10 protein-coding genes and 1 riboswitch are annotated in these 15,431 nt (G+C 63.8%); of the genes, 3 read left to right on the forward strand and 7 right to left on the reverse strand.

Annotated elements, in window-relative coordinates; genetic code table 11:
- Window positions 1-56: 56 nt before the first annotated feature.
- Complete coding sequence (locus tag RQH14_RS11660; protein WP_311213400.1) at window positions 57-1,139, reverse strand: amidohydrolase family protein; 1,083 nt, start codon at window positions 1,137-1,139, stop codon at window positions 57-59.
- A gap of 96 nt (window positions 1,140-1,235) precedes the next feature.
- A riboswitch (TPP riboswitch) is annotated at window positions 1,236-1,343 on the forward strand.
- Here RQH14_RS11660 and thiC point away from each other — a divergent pair.
- A complete protein-coding gene (thiC, locus tag RQH14_RS11665) occupies window positions 1,339-3,192 on the forward strand; it encodes a phosphomethylpyrimidine synthase ThiC (protein WP_311213401.1) in 1,854 nt (617 codons plus the stop codon). Its footprint overlaps the riboswitch before it by 5 nt.
- On the opposite strand, the gene RQH14_RS11670 is transcribed toward thiC, so the two are convergent.
- Window positions 3,175-3,897 (reverse strand): alpha/beta hydrolase, encoded by a 723-nt coding sequence (locus RQH14_RS11670; protein WP_311213402.1) that lies wholly within the window; start codon window positions 3,895-3,897, stop codon window positions 3,175-3,177. The genes thiC and RQH14_RS11670 overlap by 18 nt on opposite strands.
- A 64-nt stretch (window positions 3,898-3,961) precedes the next feature.
- The gene (ffh, locus tag RQH14_RS11675) at window positions 3,962-5,542 is read right to left on the reverse strand and encodes a signal recognition particle protein (RefSeq protein ID WP_311213403.1); all 1,581 of its coding nucleotides are present in this window, start codon (window positions 5,540-5,542) and stop codon (window positions 3,962-3,964) included.
- A gap of 167 nt (window positions 5,543-5,709) precedes the next feature.
- Here ffh and RQH14_RS11680 point away from each other — a divergent pair, with 167 nt between their 5' ends.
- Window positions 5,710-7,110, forward strand: coding sequence for a glucose-6-phosphate dehydrogenase (locus RQH14_RS11680; RefSeq protein WP_311213404.1), 1,401 nt, complete (start codon window positions 5,710-5,712; stop codon window positions 7,108-7,110).
- 104 nt (window positions 7,111-7,214) lie between these two features.
- Here the strand turns inward: RQH14_RS11680 and RQH14_RS11685 are convergent, their stop codons facing one another.
- Window positions 7,215-7,553, reverse strand: a complete 339-nt coding sequence (locus RQH14_RS11685) for a P-II family nitrogen regulator (RefSeq protein ID WP_089595433.1) — start codon at window positions 7,551-7,553, stop codon at window positions 7,215-7,217.
- Entirely contained in the window at window positions 7,550-8,878 is a 1,329-nt protein-coding gene (locus RQH14_RS11690) for an ammonium transporter (RefSeq protein WP_311213405.1), read from the reverse strand. The genes RQH14_RS11685 and RQH14_RS11690 overlap by 4 nt, the downstream gene beginning before the upstream one ends.
- A 260-nt stretch (window positions 8,879-9,138) precedes the next feature.
- On the opposite strand from RQH14_RS11690, the gene RQH14_RS11695 reads away from it, so the two are divergent.
- The gene (locus RQH14_RS11695; RefSeq protein ID WP_311213406.1) at window positions 9,139-10,359 is read left to right on the forward strand and encodes an MFS transporter; all 1,221 of its coding nucleotides are present in this window, start codon (window positions 9,139-9,141) and stop codon (window positions 10,357-10,359) included.
- A gap of 80 nt (window positions 10,360-10,439) precedes the next feature.
- On the opposite strand, the gene ftsY is transcribed toward RQH14_RS11695, so the two are convergent.
- Together ftsY and smc are read right to left on the reverse strand one after the other, a co-directional pair.
- Entirely contained in the window at window positions 10,440-11,645 is a 1,206-nt protein-coding gene (gene ftsY / locus RQH14_RS11700; protein ID WP_311213407.1) for a signal recognition particle-docking protein FtsY, read from the reverse strand.
- Window positions 11,646-11,665: 20 nt separating this feature from the next.
- The gene (gene smc / locus RQH14_RS11705) at window positions 11,666-15,244 is read right to left on the reverse strand and encodes a chromosome segregation protein SMC (protein ID WP_311213408.1); all 3,579 of its coding nucleotides are present in this window, start codon (window positions 15,242-15,244) and stop codon (window positions 11,666-11,668) included.
- Between the last annotated feature and the right edge of the window lie 187 nt (window positions 15,245-15,431).

Here is a 15,431-nt window from a genome sequence, read left to right on the forward strand (position 1 = left end):
GCCGCTCATCAGCACCGTTCCTACTTCTCTAAATTACTTGAAGCTTCAATTTATTCCTAATGGACCAAGGAACCCCGAAGAACGATGTGCTTGAGGTTGGAAACAGTCTCCAGCCGGATCCTGGGATCCTCGGAACACAGCACGACGTCGGCACTCGCCCCTTCGCTGATGCCTTCGGCTCCCAGCCACTCCCGGGCACGCCACGCCGCGGCGTCCACGACCGCCGCCGGCGGCAGGCCGGCGTCGTGCAATTCCTTCATTTCCTCGGCGATCCTGCCGTGCTTGATCACGCTTCCGGCGTCTGTGCCCGTGTAGATGGCCACCCCGGCCTCAAAGGCCTCCAGCACACGCTCACGCCGCCGCTCCCAAAGCCGCACCATATGGTCCGCATAGACAGGAAACTTCGGAGCAGCCTGGGCAGCGATGTCCGGGAAGGTCGCGATATTGACCAAGGTAGGAACGATCGGCACGGACTGTTCCACCAAACGCGGAATGTGTCGTGGCAGCAGGCCGGTCGCGTGTTCAATGCAGTCGATGTCGGCATCCAGCATGTCGTCCACTGTGTCTTCGGCAAAGCAGTGGGCCGTCACCCTGGCACCTTCATCGTGGGCGGCAGAGATGGCGTCCTTGACGACTTTCGCGGGGAAGGAGGCAGCGAGGTCACCCACGCCACGGTCAATCCAGTCCCCCACCAACTTGACCCACCCGTCTCCATCCCGGGCTTCCTTCCGAACGGTCTCCACGAGTTGGTCCGGTTCGATTTCATGCCCCAAACCGCGGAGGTAGCGCCGGCTCCGGGCAATATGCCTTCCGGCCCGGATCAGCCGGGGCACGTCCGAACGTTGCTGGACCCAACGGGTGTCACTGGGTGATCCGGCGTCCCGGATCAGCAGAGTCCCGGCGTCGAGGTCAGCCTGGGCTTGGGCAAGGGTGGTCCGCTCGTCAACAGCGCCGCCCACTCCCAAACCGATGTGGCAGTGGGCATCAACGAAGCCCGGGAGGACCCAGCCATCTAGAACGCAGTCCGGTGCCTTCGTGGGGCGCACAAACGTCAAGGTGCCGTCCACGGACCACATCCCATGGCGCTGGTCGTTCCGTGACACGAGCACGGGTCCGGTGAATTCGATGATCTTGGCCATGGAAAAAGCCTAGTCCGCAAGTCCAAGGGAGTTCAGGTTGCTGCAACCCCGGACTCCATGTGACTGGGAGCCTCCGGGGAGCTGTGGTAGCTTCGTCTACGACCACACGGGGGCCCCTGCAGGGGCTGAGATCGGACTGATGCAGTCTGCGACCGTTGAACCTGTCCGGGTAATGCCGGCGAAGGAAGTGAGTGATCCTTTGAGCACCACCAAAACACAGCACAGCCCTGCCCAAAACCGGGCCGACTCCAGCGCAAAGACACCGGAATCCGTGACGCAATCGCTGAAATCCCATTCATTGGCCTACCTTGAGGACCCGGACCACGGGATCCGGGTGCCCGTCACGGAGATCGCTTTGGAGCCCTCCCCCAACGGCAAAGCAAACCCGGCGTTCCAGGTGTACCGCACGGCGGGTCCCGGCAGCGATCCCGTTGTAGGGCTTGAGCCTTTCCGCTCTTCATGGATCGAAGCCCGCTGTGACACCGTGGCTTACCGCGGACGGGAACGAAACCTGCTGGACGACGGCAAGTCTGCGGTTCGGCGCGGCGAAGCATCAGCAGAGTGGAAGGGCACTCAACCGGTGCCCCGCCGCGCCGTCGAAGGTAAAACCGTCACGCAGATGCACTACGCCAAGCAGGGCACGGTGACTCCGGAGATGCAGTTCGTCGCGTTGCGGGAGGGCTGCGACGTTGAGCTGGTCCGCAGCGAAGTCGCCGCAGGACGGGCGATCATTCCCAACAACATCAACCATCCCGAGTCAGAGCCGATGATCATCGGCAAGGCATTCCTGGTGAAGATCAACGCCAACATCGGCAACTCAGCCGTGACGAGCTCCATCGCGGAGGAGGTGGACAAACTGCAGTGGGCCACTCAGTGGGGTGCCGATACCGTCATGGATCTCTCCACTGGCGACGATATCCACACCACCCGGGAGTGGATCATCCGCAACTCCCCGGTCCCCATCGGGACGGTCCCCATCTACCAGGCGCTGGAGAAGGTCAACGGCGAGGCGAACAAGCTGACATGGGAGATATTCCGGGACACTGTGATCGAGCAATGTGAGCAGGGCGTGGACTACATGACCATCCACGCCGGCGTGCTTCTGCGATATGTGCCGCTGACCGCCAACCGGGTCACGGGAATTGTCTCCCGTGGCGGGTCGATCATGGCGGGTTGGTGCCTGGCGCACCATCAGGAAAACTTCCTCTACACGCATTTTGACGAGCTCTGCGAAATCTTCGCCCAGTACGACGTCGCCTTCTCGCTGGGCGACGGCCTGCGCCCGGGCGCAACCGCCGATGCCAACGACGCAGCCCAGTTCGCCGAGTTGGATACACTCGCCGACCTGACACAGCGGGCGTGGGAGTTCGATGTGCAGGTGATGGTGGAAGGACCTGGCCACGTGCCGTTCCACCTGGTGCGGGAAAATGTGGAACGCCAGCAGGAACTGTGCAAAGGAGCCCCCTTCTACACCTTGGGGCCCTTGGTCACCGATGTCGCTCCTGGCTATGACCACATCACCTCAGCCATCGGCGCCGCCGAGATCGCCAGGTACGGCACTGCCATGCTCTGCTACGTGACCCCCAAGGAACATTTGGGTCTTCCCAATAAGGACGACGTCAAGACCGGTGTCATCACGTACAAGATCGCAGCCCACGCCGCCGACCTCGCCAAGGGCCATCCAGGGGCCCATGAGCGTGACGATGCCCTGTCAAAGGCCAGGTTCGAATTCCGTTGGCGGGACCAGTTTGCCCTCTCGTTGGACCCTGTGACAGCGGAAGCCTTCCATGACGAAACGCTGCCGGCCGAACCGGCCAAGACCGCCCATTTCTGTTCCATGTGCGGCCCCAAGTTCTGTTCGATGCGCATCAGCCAGGACATCCGTGACGAATACGGATCAGAAGAGGCGCAGACGGCCATAGCGGAAATGTACAGTGGCATGCGCGGAAAGAGCCAGGAATTCCTGGCATCGGGCGGAAAGGTCTATTTGCCGGAACTTCAGGTACCCGGCAGCCCAGGCACGGTTGAGGCCGGCTCAGGAAGCCTGAACTGACATGGCCCGTCCGACGTCGCCAACAAACGAGCGGATGATGTGATCGCCGTCCACTGAATCCTGGGGCCGGTGTCCTCCCGCAGCAACACGGCGGAGGGCGCCGGTTTCCTGGAGATAGCCGGCGATTTCTTCGTACAGGGGTTCCCACCCACCGGTGAGAACCAACGTGGGGACGCCGGGTACGATGTGCAGCGGAGCTTCCCAAGGCGGGGCTTGAAGCCTGAGCCTGCGGGCGGAACGGCGCGCTTCGGGAGTATCCAATCCCCCCGTTTCGGCAGAAAACGCCCGGCGGTAGTACTCACGTTGATAGTCGGCGTCGTTGAGCTGGCTCCGTACATCGAACAGCGGTGCCATGAGGGCACGGTGGGAAGCTGTGGCTGGAAGCTCTGCCGTCAGGGACAAACAAGCAGGCTCAACCAAGCTCAGCGAATACACCAGGTCCGGACGTTCGATGGCAGCAAGCATGGCGGAGATGGCACCTTGCTCGTGCGCAACGACGTGGCCACCTCCCGAATCCGCCAGGGCATTGATCACAATGGCAACGTCCGCAGCAACGCTCGATTCCACGGGGTCTGCGGCGGCGTCAAAGCCGTGCCGGCGCAGGAACAGCGCATCATAAGCGAGGGCCATGCCGTGCTGTTTCGGCCATGCCGCAGCACCGAAGCCGCCCAGGCCGTGAAGGAAGACTACGCGCTGCTTATGCATTGGTTCAGCCTATTCCACGGCCCTGGCATCCCAACTGCGACGCGGTTGGGATGTCAGCCACGGCCTATTTGCCGAGGAACTTGTCGAAGCCCTTGGGAAGGTTGAGGGATGAGGGGTCGAAGTCTGCCGCGCCCTGGCCGAAAGCGGCACCCGACGGTGCTGCCGAGGCTGCGTTCGCCCGCTTGGCTTCGGCATCCCGCAGTTCCTGTGCTGCTTTGGCAGGGTTGCCTGAACGGGCCTTCTTCTTGGGCGCATTCTTGCCGCCCTTGCGGCCTCCGCCGGGCCCACCAAGGCCAGGCATCCCGGGCATCCCCGGCATCCCGCCGCCTTGGGCAAGTTTCTTCATCATCTTCTGGGCCTGGGCAAAGCGTTCCAGCAGGCCATTGACCTCGGACACATGGACACCCGAGCCCTTGGCGATACGGGCGCGGCGTGAGCCGTTGATGATCTTCGGAGCGACGCGTTCGTGCGGCGTCATGGACCGGACGATTGCTTCGACGCGGTCGATCTCCTTCTCATCGAAGTTCTCCAGCTGCTGACGGATGTTCTGTGCACCCGGCATCATCATGAGCATCTTCTTCATGGAGCCCATGTTGCGGATCTGCTGCATCTGGGCGAGGAAGTCGTCCAGGGTGAAGTCTTCCTGGTCGGCGAACTTCTTCGCCATCCGGGCAGCTTCGTCCTTGTCCCAGGCCTTCTCAGCCTGTTCGATCAAGGTAAGGACGTCACCCATGTCCAGGATGCGCGAAGCCATGCGGTCCGGGTGGAAGAGCTCGAAGTCATCCAGGCCTTCACCGGTGGAGGCGAACATCACCGGCTTGCCGGTCACGGACGCAACCGACAACGCCGCACCACCGCGGGCGTCGCCGTCGAGCTTGGACAGCACGATGCCCGTGAAGTTGACGCCTTCATCGAATGCCATCGCCGTGTTGACGGCGTCCTGGCCGATCATGGAGTCGATCACGAAGAGGACTTCGTTGGGGATGATGGCCTGGCGGATCCGGCGGGCCTGGTCCATCATCTCGGCGTCGACGCCAAGGCGGCCGGCGGTATCAACGATCACGACGTCGTGGAGCTTCTGGCGCGCTTCCTCAACGCCGGCCTTCGCGACGGCTACGGGGTCGCCGGCCGGGTGCTCGAGCTCGGAGGTGGCACCAGGGTGCGGAGCGAACACCGGGACGCCGGCGCGTTGGCCCACCACTTGGAGCTGCGTGACGGCGTTGGGCCGCTGAAGATCGCAGGCAACCAGCATGGGGCTGTGTCCTTGGGCCTTGAGCCACTTGGACAGCTTGCCGGCAAGGGTGGTCTTGCCTGCACCCTGGAGTCCGGCAAGCATGATGATGGTGGGGCCGTTCTTGGCCAAGCGGATCCGGCGGGTCTCGCCACCGAGGATCTCTTTGAGTTCCTCGTTGACGATCTTGACGATCTGCTGGCTCGGGTTCAACGCACCCGAAACCTCGGCGCCCAAGGCACGTTCGCGCACGCGGCCGGTGAATTCACGGACCACGGGTACTGCAACATCCGCGTCCAGCAGGGCGCGGCGGATCTCCCGGACTGTGGCATCAACATCAGCCTCGGTGAGGCGGCCCTTGCCACGAAGGTTCTTGAAGGTTGCTGTCAACCGGTCAGAGAGTGAATTGAACACGCGCCGTGCACTTCTTTCGATGGTCTGCGAATGGCGGCCAATGCGGCACACCAGAGTCTTGACGATTGCCCCCAGCAAACATGTCTCAACCCAACAAATCTGAATCGACTAGGGGACTCGACTATCTAGGGTACCAAGTCGCACCTGCAAGATGGCATGCTGGCACAGTGACCAGCAAAACAACTGTAAAAACGTTGCTCATCCTCGGCGCCTCCGGGGACCTGACAGGAAGGCTCCTGCTTCCCGGACTGGCTGGACTGCTGGCTTCCGGCAGGGCTCCCGGATTACGGCTGGTGGGTGCGGGCTCGGACCCCTGGTCTCCGGAACAATGGCGGGAGCGGGTTGCGGGCGCGTTCAACGCGGCTTCCGGCACGGCTGATGATGCCGGCCGGGCGGCACTGGCAACAGTCGCGGACGCCACCGAGTACCACCAGCTTGATGTCACAGCGGACGGTCCCCTGGCTGACCTCCTGGCCAGGCTGCAGGGACCTGTCGCCATCTATTTCGCTTTGCCTCCCCAGGTCAGCCAGAAGGCCTGCGAGGTACTCCACAGCGATCAGGTGCCTGCCGGGACACGCCTGGTGATGGAGAAGCCCTTCGGCTCAGGCACGGAATCCGCCCACGAGCTGAACAAGACGCTCGCAGCCCTGGTCCCCGAAGACCACATCCACCGCGTGGACCACTTCCTGGGCAAAGCCACGGTGTTGAACATCCTGGGCCTTCGATTCGCCAACCGGTTCCTGGAGCCTGTGTGGAACCGCGAACACATCGAAAAAGTGGAGATCGTCTTTGACGAGGATCTGGCCCTCGAGGGACGCGCCCGGTACTACGACACTGCCGGGGCGCTCCGGGACATGATCCAGAGCCACGTCCTGCACATCATGGCTTTCCTGGCGATCGATGCGCCGGCAACCCTCGAAGAGCGGGACCTGCGCGATGCCGTGGCCACCGTTCTGCGTGCCAGCAGCATCAAGGCCCCGTTCAAAGACTCCACACGACGGGCACGGTATACCGCCGGAACCCTCGGGGAGCGGTCGGTGCCGGATTACGCAGCGGAAGACGGGGTTGATCCGGCCCGCAATACTGAGACCCTCGCCGAGGTCCGTGTGGACATCGACAACTGGCGTTGGAATGGGGTTCCGTTCATCCTGCGCTCCGGCAAGGCCATGGGACGGCGGCGCAAGGAAGCCGTCATCACCTTCCGCCCGGTCCCCCACCTCCCCAGGGGCTTCTCCGGCGTGGACTCCCCCAACCAGTTGCGCATCGGTTTCGGTCCGGACGTACTCCAGCTTGATGTTGACGTGAACGGCCCCGGCGACATCTTCACCCTGGACCGCGCCAGCCTGGTGACCGAGCTCAACGCCGCCGGCATGCTGCCCTACGGTGAGGTGTTGGAGGGCATCCTCAGCGGTGATCCCCTCCTGTCCGTCCGCGGTGATACGGCCGAGGACTGCTGGCGGATCATCGAGCCGGTCCTTCGCGCCTGGGAGAGCGGCGACGTCCCGCTGGAAGAGTACGACGCCGGCAGCGCGGGGCCGGCGGACTGGCCCACCGGCGTCGTGGACTAACGACAGGCAGCGGACTAAAGGCAACCGGCGTGACCCCAGCCTCAAAGCGCGAAAGCGGGCCGGGTACCTTGAATGGTACCCGGCCCGCTTTGTGGGTGGAGGACCTAGATTGCGGCCGAGCCGCGCTCACCGGTCCTGACCCGGACTGCTTCGTAGACATCCACGGTCCACACCTTGCCGTCACCGGCGCGTCCGGTGTTGGAGCTGGCGATGAGGACATCGAGGATGTCGTCGGCCTGCTCATCCGTGGCGAGGACCTCAATGCGGATCTTCGGCAGCAAGTCCACGTTGTACTCGGCTCCGCGATACACCTCGGTGTAGCCGCGCTGTCGGCCGTAGCCGCTGGCCGCGCTGACCGTCAGGCCCTGGACCCCGTATGATTCGAGGCCTTCCCGGACTGCTTCAAGCTTTTCGGGACGGACGATCGCTGTAATGAGCTTCATGCCTGGACACTCTCCTTGCCTTCTGCGGGGGTCTTGGCTGCGGCGGTCTCCGACTTTCCTGTCACTGCGTTGTGCAGCGGCTGGAAGCTGCCACCGTGGCCGTTGACTCCAAATTCGTAGGCCGTCTCAGCGTGGAGGCTGAGGTCGACGCCAACGTTCTCCTGTTCCGTGGAAACCCGGAAGCCCATGGTCTTGTGGATTGCGAAGGCGATGATGGCCGTCATGATGGCCGAGAATGCGATGGCAATGCCGGCCGCTGCGAGCTGGGCCCACATCTGGGCCATGCCGCCGCCGTAGAAGAGGCCGCCGCCCACGCCGTCGGTGGGAAGGGCGATGAAGCCCAATGCCACGGTGCCGATGATGCCGGAGACGAGGTGGACGCCCACAACATCCAGGGAGTCATCGAAGCCCCAGCGGAACTTGAGGCCAACGGCCAGGGCTGAAGCCACACCGGCGACCACGCCAAGCCCAAGGGCACCGACGGGGCTCACGTTGGCACATGCGGGGGTGATGGCCACGAGGCCGGCAACAACACCGGATGCGGCACCCAGCGAGGTCGGGTGTCCGTCACGGACACGTTCGGTGATGAGCCAGCCGATCATGGCCGCCGCGGGAGCTGCCAGGGTGTTGATCCAGATCAGGCCACCCTGCTCTGCTGTTGTTGCGGCACCGCCGTTGAAGCCGAACCAGCCGAACCAGAGGATCGCTGCGCCGAGCATGACGAACGGAATGTTGTGCGGGCGGTGGTTCGGGTCCTTGCCGAAGCCGCGGCGGTTGCCGATGATGAGGACCAGGACGAGTGCCGCCACACCGGCGTTGATGTGCACCACGGTGCCGCCGGCGAAGTCGATGGCAGGGCCGAGGGCCTTGCCGATTGCGCCTTCGGGACCGAACAGTCCGCCACCCCAGACCATGTAGGCCAGCGGGCAGTAGACCAAGGTCACCCAGACGGGAACGAAGATGCTCCAGGCGCCGAATTTGGCGCGGTCAGCGATCGCGCCGCTGATCAGTGCAACGGTGATGATGGCGAAGGTGGCTGCATAGCCAACCTTGATGAGGCCATCAGGGGTATCGATGCCTTCAAGGCCGAAGGTAGCGAACGGGTTGCCCACGATCTCCATGAAGCCCTCGCCGGAGCTCATCGAGGCGCCCCACAGCACCCAGACGACGCCCACGATGCCGATGGAGATGAAGCTCATCATCATCATGTTCAAGGCTGCCTTGGCGCGTGTCATGCCGCCGTAGAAAAATGCCAGACCAGGTGTCATGAACAGCACAAGCGCCGCCGCCACCATGACCCATACGTGACCTGCGGTAAGTTCCATGGTGCACGTTCCTCTCTTGCTAGATCTGCGGTTCAACCGCTGTCCTGACGCCGTTTGCGTCCTGCTTAAGAGTTTTGTGCCGCCGTGTTTCACCTGCTCGGGTTTTATATTGCGCGCTGGTTACAACAACCTCCCCAACGTAAATGGTGCATATCTTCGGTGTTACGGATATGTTTCAGGCGTCGGACTTCTCTGGAAATCCCCAGTTTTGACCATCCGGCCCACCACCGCCCCACATCACCTTGAAGGACCCGCCCCGTATGACCGAGTCGCCCAGATCCGTCAAAGCTCCAAGGATCCGGCAGGAGAAAGCCCCGTTGCCCCGCGACATCAAGGTGATGTTGGCTGCAGCGTTCCTGATCGCGTTGGGCTTTGGGCTGGTGGCGCCCGTACTGCCGCAATTCGCCACTACATTCGACGTTGGCGCCACGGCTGCCGCGGTGATCGTCAGCATCTTCGCCTTCATGAGGCTGGTGTTTGCTCCGGCAGGCGGTGCCCTGATCGGACGCTTTGGAGAGCGGAACGTCTACGTCTCAGGTCTGCTGATCGTGGCGGTGTCCACGGCGGCGTGCGCGTTTGCCCAGGACTACTGGCAACTTCTGATTTTCCGCGGCCTCGGAGGAGCCGGCTCCGTCATGTTTACCGTGGCCGCCATGGGACTGCTCATCCGCCTGGCGCCCCCTGAACGGCGGGGTCGGGTCTCCGGTGCGTACGCCTCGGCTTTCCTGATCGGCAGCGTCCTGGGGCCGGTAGTGGGAGGACTGCTGGCAGGTTTCGGCCTCCGGGTACCCTTCCTGGCGTACGCAGGAGCGCTCCTGGTAGCCGCGCTGGTGGTCCGGACCATGCTGAGCGGTGAAGGCAACGCCGCACAAGATGCTGAGCCGGCGCCGGCCATGACCCTGAAGGAAGCTCTCTCCGATTCCGCCTACCGTGCCGCGGTGTTCTCGAGTTTCGGCAACGGTTGGGTGACCTTCGGCGTCCGCATGGCCACCATTCCACTCTTCGCAGTGGCTGTCCTGCAGTCCAAACCTGAGACGGCAGCGTGGGCTTTGGCCATCTTTGCCGTGGGCAACGCCTTGGCGTTGACCTTCTCCGGGCGTTTGGCCGACGCCTGGGGACGGAAGCCCCTGCTGATCCCGGGACTGGTCATCACGGGCGCGGCCACCGGCGTTATCGGTCTCACCACGGACCTGACCGGATTCCTGATCGCTTCCGCGGTGGCTGGGTTCGGATCCGGCTTGCTGGGCCCGGCCCAACAAGCCGCCGTCGCCGATGTCATCGGCCGGGGACGCTCCGGAGGCAAGGTGCTGGCGGTCTTCCAAATGGCTGCAGACACTGGCGCCATCATCGGACCAGTTGTGGCGGGCCTCCTGGCAGACCAACTGGGCTATGGTTGGGCCTTTTGCATCACAGGTGGCGTTCTCCTCCTCACGGCAGCAGGTTGGCTGCTGGCCCGCGAACCCCTAAAACCCAAAAACTGACTGGCAGCCACGGGGTGCCCTGAGTCCTCAGGGCACCCCGTGGCTGCCAGCCAGTTGAGTGCGAAAGCTGTGGAGCTGCGCTAGTTGAGCAGAGCGTCCACGAAGCTCTCGGCGTCGAAGGGTGCGAGGTCGTCGGGGCCTTCGCCCAAGCCAATGAGCTTGACCGGCACGCCCAGCGCCTTCTGGATTGCCACAACGATGCCGCCCTTTGCGGTTCCGTCCAGCTTCGTCAGCACGATGCCGGTGATGTTGACCACCTCGGCGAAAACGCGGGCCTGGTTGAGGCCGTTCTGCCCGGTGGTGGCGTCCAGTACCAGCAGGACCTCGTCCACTTCAGCCAGCTTCTCGATGACGCGCTTGACCTTGCCAAGTTCGTCCATCAGGCCGGTCTTGTTCTGGAGTCGTCCCGCGGTGTCCACCATGACAACATCGACTTCCTGGTCGATGCCGGCCTTCACGGCCTCGTAAGCCACCGAGGCGGGGTCGGCGCCGTCGATGTCGGACCTGACGGTAGGCACGCCAACACGCTGTCCCCACGTGGCCAACTGCTCGGCAGCAGCTGCGCGGAAGGTATCAGCTGCGCCCAGCAGGACGTCCTTGTCTTCGGCAACCAGGACGCGTGCCAGCTTGCCTACTGTGGTGGTCTTGCCAACACCGTTCACACCAACAACAAGCACGACGGCGGGACGGTCACCCTTGCGCTCGACGTTCAGGGAACGGTCCATGGAGGGATCCACCAGCTTGATGAGTTCTTCGCGGAGCATCGCCTTGACGTGCTCGGGGCTGCGGGTGCCCAAGACCTTGACGCGCTCACGCAGTGCATCAACCAGCTGCATGGTGGGTTCGGTGCCGAGGTCGGCCAGCAGGAGGGTTTCCTCCACCTCGTCCCACACGTTTTCGTCGATCTTGTCGCCCGACAACAGAGCCAAGAGGCCCTTGCCCAGGATGCTGTTGGACCTGACCAATCGGGCACGCAGGCGGGTCAGGCGGCCTTCAACAGGCGCGGGGGTGTCGATGTCGATGGTTTCGAGCCCTGCGGCGTCGTCGGGCACATCCGCGCCCTCAACGGTTCCATCAAAGGTGGGCGCCGGGGCTTTCACCGCTTCCGGGCGCTCTTCCACCAAGGTTCCGCCGCCCGCTGCCGACGACTGCTGGGGGTCGTTGGCGTCCCGGGTTGCAGGGTACTTCGCTCCGGACTTCCGGGCTTTCAGGAGTACCGGCACGAGTCCGCCGACCACCACGAGGGCAGCGAGAATGGACAGAATTATGGGTAGGAAATCGTTCACTCCCCTACCTTCTCATAAAGCTACGCCCCGGCACCGAGCCTCTGGCTGATGACGGTGGAGACGCCATCGCCCCTCATCGTCACACCGTAGAGGGCGTCTGCCACTTCCATGGTCCGTTTCTGGTGGGTGATCACAATCAACTGGCTGGACTCCCGCAATTCCTCAAAAATGGTGATGAGCCGGCCCAGGTTGGTGTCGTCCAGGGCAGCTTCCACTTCGTCCATGACGTAGAACGGCGACGGGCGGGCTTTGAAAATCGCCACCAGCAGCGCCACTGCTGTGAGGGACCGTTCACCACCGGAGAGCAGGGACAGCCGCTTGATCTTCTTGCCTGCTGGCCGGGCTTCCACTTCGATTCCCGTGGTCAGCATGTCGTCAGGATCCGTGAGCACCAGCTTGCCCTCACCGCCCGGGAAAAGCCGGGCAAAGACGTGGTCGAACTGGGCAGACGTATCAGCAAAGGCCTCAGTGAAGACCTGCTGGACCCGGGCGTCCACCTCTTTGATGATGTCCAACAGGTCTTTGCGGCTGGATTTGAGGTCTTCGAGCTGCGAGCTGAGGAACTGATGCCGTTCTTCCAGCGCGGCAAACTCCTCCAGCGCCAGCGGGTTTACTTTGCCCAAGGCAGCCAGTTCACGCTCAGCCTTTCGCAGCCGCTTCTCCTGCTCAGCCCTGACAAACGGAATGCCTTCCACGATTGCTTCGCCATGCTCATCGACTGGTGTCCGGAGCTCTGCCCACTTGTCGGTTGCCGTGCCCGCGGGCACTGGAACAGGGAGTTCGGGTCCGTAGTCTGCCACGAGTTGCTCTGCGGACAGGCCGAGTTCCTCGATGGAACGCGTCTCCAAGGCCTCGATGCGCAAGCGTTGCTGGGTTCGCGCCATCTCGTCCCGATGCACGGAATCCGTCAGTTCGGCCAGCTCCTTCGCCAAAGCATCGTTACCGGTCCGGACGAGCGTCAGTTCCGTCTCCAACCGCTCCCGTGTCTGCTCTGCGAGGTCGCGCTCCCAGCTGGCAGCCTCCACTGAGACATCGATGAACCGCAGTGTTTCTTCCACGGCTGACGCCACAGCTGCGGCGCGCTGGGCTTGGGCACGGCGGCGCTGGGCCCTACGGGCCGCCTCTTCACGGGCGCGCCGTTCCGTTGCGGCCGCCCTCTCAAGCGATGCGGCCCGGTTGCTGATGGCCCCCAGTTGCTCTTCGGCGGTCCTGAGCGCCAGGCGGGCTTCTGTCTCGAGGGAACGGGCCATCCTGGCTTGCGCGGCGAGTTCGTCGCGCTGATCCGTGGAGGGTTCCTCGTCGGGGGCCTCCTGGGCGGCGGCGAGCCGCTCCGCGGCGACTTCAAGGTCCAGTTGGGCGTCCGCAATGTTGGCTTCGGCCTTGGCCATGGAGGCGGCAAGCCTGTCGCTTTCACCCACGGCACTGCGAAGGACGGAATTGAGGTGGCCCAGGCGTTCCGCCACTGCCGCCAGACGGGCATCGGACTCGTGCAAGCGTTCCAGCGCGGCGTCGGCCCGGTCCTGCGCTTCGGCGCGGCGGGACTGGGCGCCGGCGAGGGCAAAGCGACCCCGCTCCAAACGGGCTGTGACCTCCTGGAGGCGGGCACCGGCGTCGTCCACTGCAGCCTGGACTTCCAGCAGCGACGGCGCTGTGGCCGAGCCGCCGGTGATGGTCAAGGCTGTGAAAACATCGCCTTCACGCGTGACCGCTGTGAGATCCGGGTGTTCCTTGACGAGCCCTGCCGCGGTCCGAAGGTCATCGACGACGGCGGTCCCCACCAGCAGGGCCAACGCGCCTTGGGCCGTGGGATCGGAAATTTTGACGACGTCCGAAGCCCAGCGGCTGCCGGCGGGAAGGAGCACACCGGCGCGGGCTTCAGCACTGCCGGCACATCCGCCGGCCAGGAGCAATGCTGCGCGGCCGGCGTCGTTATTCTTCAAGGAACCGATGGCCGCCAGTGCGTCATCTGCATCTGCCACCACCAAGGCCTCCGAGGCGCTACCCAGAGCCGCAGCAATGGCAGCCTCAAACCCCGGTTCGATGGCTACCAGCGCAGCCAGGGGCCCAAGAACACCCTCAGCCGAGAGCAGGCTGCCGGAGCCGTCCTTGCGGTTGAGTCCCAGTTGAAGAGCATCCCGGCGCGCCGTCAAGGCATCCCGCTCGCGGACAGCCTCCCGTTCCGCGGCTTTCAGTTCCTCAATTTCGGCAAGCACGGCATCCAGGACATCGTTCGCATTTTCGTAGTCGGCGTCCAGGCTCTCCTCGCCGTCCTCAACGCCTGCCACCTGGGATTCAAGGGCAGTGAACTCGCTCTGGGCCTTGCGGCGACGTTCATCGCCGGATGCGAGGGATTCCCTGAGCCGGCCGCGTTCAGCTTCGGCGGCTTCAGCCCTGGACCTGGCCGCAGCCACTTGGCCTGCCAGCCTGGCGAGCCCTTCCCTGCGGTCGGCAGCGGCGCGCAACATCGCAGTCAGTCTCTTGTCTTCAGCGGCCGCCAGCGATTCAGCAGCGTCCTTGGCCACCGTGGCTTCAAGGAGTGCGGCTTGCTTCGCCAGGATATCGTGCTGCAGGTCAGACTCTTCGTCGCGGACCCGGGCCGCCTGGCGTTCCAGCTGTTCCGGGTCCCGGCCTGTGTCCGCCGCAGCCTCCGAAGAACCCAGAAGACGGCGACGTTCAGAAGCGAGGGATCCCAGAGAACGCAGCCTTTCCCGGCCGGCAGAGAGCTGGTACCAATGATCCCGCGCGGCGTTGAGCTTCGGGGTTGCTTCGGCAGCCTGCTGTTCCAAGGCAGCCTGGCGCCGACGTCCGCTCCCCAACTCCGCCTCCACCACGAGTCGCCGTTCTTTCAACGCGGCTTCGTCAGCAACATCCTTTTCAAGGCTGGTAGTGAGCTGCACCAGGTCATCGGCAAGGAGGCGCGCCCTGGCATCCCGGACATCGAACTGGACTGTCTGGGCGCGGCGTGCGATTTCCGCCTGCTTGCCCAACGGAGTCAGTTGCCGCCGGATTTCCGCGGTGAGGTCGCCGAGCCGTGCCAGGTTGGCCTGCATGGCTTCGAGTTTGCGGACAGTCTTTTCCTTGCGGCGGCGATGCTTGAGGATGCCTGCGGCCTCTTCAATGAAACCCCGCCGGTCTTCCGGTGTGGCGTGCAGAACCCGGTCCAGCTGTCCCTGACCCACAATGACGTGCATTTCACGGCCGAGGCCGGAATCGGAGAGGAGTTCCTGGATGTCCAGGAGCCTGCAGGGCGCTCCGTTGATGGCGTATTCGGAACCGCCGGTCCGGAAGAGAGTCCGGGAGATGGTGACTTCGCTGTAGTCGATAGGGAGCGCGTTGTCCGCGTTGTCTATGGTGAGGGACACGTGCGCGCGGCCCAAGGGCGGCCGGCCGGATGTGCCGGCGAAGATGACATCTTCCATCTTGCCGCCGCGCAGGGTCTTGGCGCCCTGCTCCCCCATCACCCACGCCAAGGCATCAACCACGTTGGATTTACCCGACCCGTTGGGCCCGACAACAGCAGTGACGCCGGGCTCAAAGTCGAACGTCGTAGCCGACGCAAACGACTTGAATCCTCGGACAGTCAAACTTTTCAGGTGCAAGGCGCTTCGGTTCTCCTGGGTGGCCCGGGTGGTTGTATCCCCTAAATCTACTGCCGTTTGAGCGAAATCCACGGATCTGTTGCCGGAACGCCTTGTGGTCGGCCAGCCACACCCCTACACTCCTGCCAAGGGCAACTTGACCTGTTCGTTCCGGTGATCCGGCAGGAGCATGAACTTCGGTTCAGCC

It is taken from the genome of Arthrobacter sp. WCS2018Hpa-7, assembly GCF_031843805.1.
GTDB lineage: Bacteria > Actinomycetota > Actinomycetes > Actinomycetales > Micrococcaceae > Arthrobacter.